The 5,149-nt window shown below is 67.6% G+C and carries 3 protein-coding genes and 1 pseudogene; 2 read left to right on the top strand and 2 right to left on the bottom strand.

Annotated elements, in window-relative coordinates:
• Positions 1-245: 245 nt before the first annotated feature.
• Positions 246-413 carry a hypothetical protein gene (locus ACPT94_RS42070; RefSeq protein WP_425248152.1) on the bottom strand — a complete coding sequence of 56 codons (168 nt, stop codon included), beginning with the start codon at positions 411-413 and terminating at the stop codon, positions 246-248.
• 284 nt (positions 414-697) lie between these two features.
• Here ACPT94_RS42070 and ACPT94_RS42065 point away from each other — a divergent pair, with 284 nt between their 5' ends.
• Both ACPT94_RS42065 and ACPT94_RS42060 read left to right on the top strand, forming a co-directional pair.
• Positions 698-1,258: a hypothetical protein gene (locus tag ACPT94_RS42065; protein WP_425248151.1), complete on the top strand. Its 561-nt coding sequence runs from the start codon at positions 698-700 to the stop codon at positions 1,256-1,258.
• A gap of 20 nt (positions 1,259-1,278) precedes the next feature.
• On the top strand, positions 1,279-3,816 hold the full coding sequence (locus tag ACPT94_RS42060; protein WP_425248150.1) for a helicase associated domain-containing protein: 2,538 nt from the start codon (positions 1,279-1,281) through the stop codon (positions 3,814-3,816).
• Between the two features lie 252 nt (positions 3,817-4,068).
• Here ACPT94_RS42060 and ACPT94_RS42055 read toward each other — a convergent pair.
• A pseudogene (locus tag ACPT94_RS42055) lies at positions 4,069-5,072 on the bottom strand (IS5 family transposase).
• Between the last annotated feature and the right edge of the window lie 77 nt (positions 5,073-5,149).

Raw genomic sequence — 5,149 nt, 5'->3', positions numbered from 1 at the left:
CAATCCCGGTGCTGCGCACCGGGATTGACGGTCCGTCCGCTGCGCTCCCGGACCGGCGGGACTCTGTCCCGCTGTCAGCCTCCGCTCCGCTCCGGCCTGGCCGGCTGGTCCGCTGCGCTCCCCCGCCTGACGGTCCTTCCGGCTGCGCCTCCAGGGCCGTGGGCCCGCTGGCGCGGGCCGGGCTGGCTAGGAGATCGGGGGCTTGACCGGGTGGTGACGGCTCGTCACCAGACCCTTCTGTGAGGTCAGCGTCTGCGGGCCCAGCTGCTGCCGATTCCAGCCACGTGCAAGGCCAGAGCAGTCAATCCCAGCAGCATCACGTTCACCGAAGAGATCACGTCGTTGGTGCTGAGATCTGCCACGTTGATCAGAAAGGACAAGAAGAACAGCACCGCCGCGACTATGCCGAGCATGAAACGAGCTCCTCTCACAGGGAGTGACGCCCGTATGCCCGGTCACCGCCTCGGTAGACCCAATGGCAGCGCCTCCGGGCCACTGGTGGGCCGCCGGCACGGGCGGGACTGTCCGGGAGTGCACAGGCCGACGGTGACGAGAAGGCCAGTCAGGGCCTGTGCCGCGGCGGCGGGGCGGTGTGGGGATGCATCCCGGATGAACTTGACGATGATTCGATGCATCAAAGTACTCTGCTGCTAGACTCTGGAATTATTACATCCCACTGGATGGGCGGTCATCGGTCGTGGACGGCACTGCATATTTGCGTGAGTGGGGCGAAGAAATGACTCGGCTCGCGGACGCATTCTCCGCGAGCTTCGAGGCCGCACAGGGTTACCCGCCTGGAGAGCACAAGGCGTGTCTCGCCTCTGCCGAGGAGGGTGAGGCCGCGGTCGCACTGCTCGTGCACGCCGGGGCGGCCGGGGCACTCTTGGAGTACTACGCCCAGCTCGGCCCTGTCGTCCTGCCCGATCTCGGCAACGGTATCTGGATCGATGACGCATCTTCTCTCGTCTCCCAGACGGAGGCAGGCAACTACCCAAACCGGCTTACTGGAGCGATTGATGACACGGTGACAGTCTTCGGTACGGACGGCGGAGGAGGCATGTACGCGGTCAGCCACACCAGCGGCGGCGCCTACCACCTCACGCTCGGCGCCCTCACCGGCGACAGCTACCACCTCGACCCCGGCGGCTACCGCTGCGCTGCCACGGACCTCAGGGACTTCCTCGAACAGTTGCGCACTGACCTGACTGAAGCCGTCTTGGCGCAGCGCGCTGCGCACTCGCGGCGGGGGCGGCAATAATCCAGGAGAAAGGAAGTTCGGTGGAAAGGAAAACCCTCCGTCCCCACCAAAGAGAAGCCATCGACGCGATTATCACGGCACTGGAACTTCCTGCAAGATCCATTGTGCCTGAGCGTGGGCTCCGGACTCAGGTGATCATGGCTACTGGATCGGGCAAGAGCCTCGTGGCCACCCGGAGCGCGGAGGAACTCCAGGCAGGCCGTGTACTGGTGCTCGTGCCCTCGCTGGACCTGCTCGCGCAGACCGAGACCGCGTGGCGCGATGGAGGCCGCAGCGGGCCGTTGATCGGGGTCTCGTCCCTGCGCGGTGACCAGGTGACCTTCCCCAACACCACGAACGTGGACGAGCTCGTGGCGTGGGTCCGCCCGTTCGACAAGGTGACCGTGTTCGCCACGTACGCCAGCCTGGGGCTGGGCACGCTGGAGCGCGCCCACGCCGCCGGCCTACCGGGCTGGGACCTGATCGTGGTCGACGAGGCGCACCGGACGTCCGGCCGGATCGGCAAGCCCTGGGCGGTCGTCCACGACAACACCCGCATCCCGTCCCTGCGCCGCCTGTACATGACCGCCACACCCCGGCTGTGGCAGCTGGACGAGGACCAGGAGCAGCAGGGCGTGCCGGGCGCGTTGGTGGCGAGCATGGAGGACGACCCCAACGGGCCGTTCGGTGCCCGCTGCTACACCCTTACCCTGTCCGAGGCGATCGACCGGGGGATCTGTGCGCCGTACCAGGTGGTGTGCGTGGACGTCACCGACACGCAACTCCAGGCGGCCGTGCTGCTCGGTGCTGACGGGCGGTCCGAGGCCGTGCGCGGGGCCCGGCTCGCGGCGCTGCAGACGGCTCTGGTGAAGGCGGCCGCGGAGGAGGGCTTCAGCCGCACGCTCTCCTTTCACCATGTCGTCAAGGAAGCCGAGGCGTTCGCGGCCGGCCTTCCCGACATCGCCGCGCAGTTGCACGACGCGGACCCGGAGCTGTACCCCAAGACCATCTGGGCCAACTGGCTGTGCGGGGACCACAAACCCAACCACCGGCGGCGGGTCCTCGAGGAGTTCGCCGACGGCATCGCCACCGACGGCACGGTCGTCGAGAAAAGCTTCCTGAGCTCGGTGAAGGTGCTCGGAGAAGGGGTTGACACCCGAGAATGTGACTCCGTGTACTTCGCGGACGTACGCGGCTCCATGCCGGACCTCGTCCAGGCCGTAGGCCGGGCGCTGCGGATGCATCCGGGCGAGGGCAAGATGGCCAGCCTGGTAGTGCCGGTGCTGCTGGGGCCCGGGGAGACGGCGGACAACATGCTCACAAGCCGGGCGTACGGCGGCCTGGCCAAGCTACTGGAAGCGCTCAGAGCGCACGACGCCCGTGTCGTGGAGGCTCTGGCGCAGCCCCAGGCGCCAAGCCGCGTCAGAGGCGTACAGACACGTTCCGGAGGCGAAGGAGCCGAGGGCGGCGATCGTGGACTGTCGACGCCAGCCCGGGAGCTGCTGAAGTTCAGCACCCCGCGTGACCCCGCGCAGCTGGCGGCGTTCATCAACCTGCGGGTCCTCAACCCCGAGCACGAGCACTGGCGGCGCGGCATCGAGGCTGCCGTCATCTACGCCCGCGAGCACGGGGACCTCAAGGTGCCGTTCACGTACCGCGTGCCGTCTGGTCAGGAGCCGCAGGCTGAGGGGTGGCCGGCCTCGCTGGCCAATTTCCCGCTGGGGCAATGGATCGCCGACGCCAGGAGGTTCTACGGCCGCGGGGACATGGACGAGGACCGCATCGAGCAGCTGGAGAAGCTTGGCATGGTGTGGTCGCACTTCGACGTCGCATGGGAGGAGGGCCTGACCGCCGCCCGAGGATGGGCAGCCGAGGCGGGCCACCTCCTGGCGCCCCTGGACGCCACATACAAGGGGTACCGGGTAGGGATCTTTCTGAAGAACGCGCGTGCCGCCGCCCGCCGGGGCATGGAGGCCGAGCAACGGCAGGCGGAGGGTCTGCCGGTGAAGACGACGTCGGCTTGGGTGCTGTCGGCCGAGCGGCGCGAACAGCTGGAGGAGATCGACCCCGCCTGGTGCCCGGCCTGGCCGGTGGAATGGCAGCGTGCCTTCCATCTGGTCCGGCTGCACCTGGAGGCCGGCGGCGAGCTGCCCACCGCGCCGGGCATCGTCGTGCGCCAGGGCGAGGACCTTGGCCGGTGGGTCAAAGCGGTGCGGTTCAGCTGGGACAAACTCACAGGCGTCCAGCAGTGGATGTGCGAGCACATCCTCGGCATCCAGCCCGCGACCGAGGACGAGAAGCCGCGCCCGCGCCGCACGCAGGCCGACAAATGGGCCATGAACTACGCCGCCGCCAGACAGTTCTACGAGCGCGAGGGGCACCTTCGGGTGCCGAGGCAGCACGTCGAACGGATCGCCGTCGACAGCGGGGACGACAGTCACGACGGCGAGAGCGGCAGGGACCAGGAGGAACGAGAGATCAAGCTCGGGGCATGGGTCGGGAATCAGAGATCCAGAGCCGCGACGCTGTCGCCAGAACGGATCGAACAGCTCTCCGCCATCGGCATGCGCTGGACGTAGGTCTCGACGGTTTGGCCCTGGAAGCGCCCCCGAGTCGATCCGTCGGCGAGCAGGCCGCCCGGGCGTGGAAGCACCTCCTCGCGCCACAAGGGCTGTGCCCATTACCCGATGAGCCGACAAGCCGTTGAGCTTGGTGTGCACAGTGCGGGGCGGGAGACGGAGAAGGCCGGGCGGACCGATGTTGAGTCCGTGGACGTGCTTTTCCTGGCTGCCGACAGAACGGAGTGTTCTAGGGCCTGTGTGATGTTGTGATCAACCAGTTGGCTTCAGGAGGTCGTTGATCCAGATCATCGAGGCGCGGAGATGGAGGCCGGCGAGGTAGCTCTCGGGCGTCTTGTCGTATCGAGTCGCGATTCCCCGCCAGGCCTTCAGCTTGTTGATCAGGCGCTCGACGGTGTTCCGTTCCTTGTAGAGATCGACGTCATGGCGTGTGGGCCGGCCGCCCCGGCTGCCTTTCTTCTTCCGGTTGGCGGCTTGGTCCTTCTTCTCCGGGATGACTGCCTTGATGTTGCGTTTGCGCAGGTAAGAGCGGTTGGCGCGGGACGAGTAGGCCTTGTCCGCGGCGACAGCGTCAGGCCGGGTTCGGGGACGGCCGACAGGCAGACGAACCCGCACCTTGTGCAGCACGGGCACGAACTGCGGGCTGTCGGCGGCCTGTCCTGCGGTCAGCACGAGGCATAGCGGACGGCACTTGCGGTCGGCGGCGAGATGAATCTTGCTCGTCAGCCCACCACGGGATCTGCCCAGCAGGGCTTGCTTCAAGCGGAGCTTGCGCCGTCGTCTGACGCGCCACCGCTCTTCCCGTTCGGGGTCGTCACTGCCGTCCTGCCCGTTCTGTTCCGGCGGGCCGCCCCCTTTTGCCGGGCCCGCTCCTGCTCGGCGGCGGCTTCCTCCAGGGCGTCCATGACCTCCTTGCCGATGCGCATCCCGGCGGCGTCGTGATGGGCGCGGGCGGTGGTGGAGTCCACGCTGACCAGGGACAAGTCCGTCTTCCCCTGGCGAGCGGCCTCAGCGATCACACCTTCCAGCAGCGCGGTGAAGACACCGGCGTCCCTCCACACCCGGAAGCGACCGTAGACCGTCGGCCACGGGCCGAACTCGCCGGGCATCTCCCGCCACTGACTGCTGGTGCGGAACCGCCAGATCACCCCTTCGAACTGCTCCCGCAGCCGTCCGGGGTACGGGCCGTACTCGCCTATCGGCAGGAACGGCTCGATCAACTTCCACTGGTCGTCGGTGAGTTGGCTACGCGTCACGATCGTCTTCCTACCGGATCCGCCTGACCGGCGGATCCGGATCCCAAGATTGATCACGACATCACACAGGCCCTAGT

The sequence above is a fragment of the Streptomyces aurantiaciflavus genome (assembly GCF_049808595.1).
Taxonomy (GTDB): Bacteria; Actinomycetota; Actinomycetes; order Streptomycetales; family Streptomycetaceae; genus Streptomyces.
Note: the sequence above shows the minus strand (reverse complement) of the source record. Positions and strands in the feature narration are given on the sequence as shown.

Bases quoted from the DNA above. Each gene is read 5' to 3' on its own strand.
- ACPT94_RS42070 (WP_425248152.1), bottom strand. From the start codon at position 413: ATGCTCGGCATAGTCGCGGCGGTGCTGTTCTTCTTGTCCTTTCTGATC.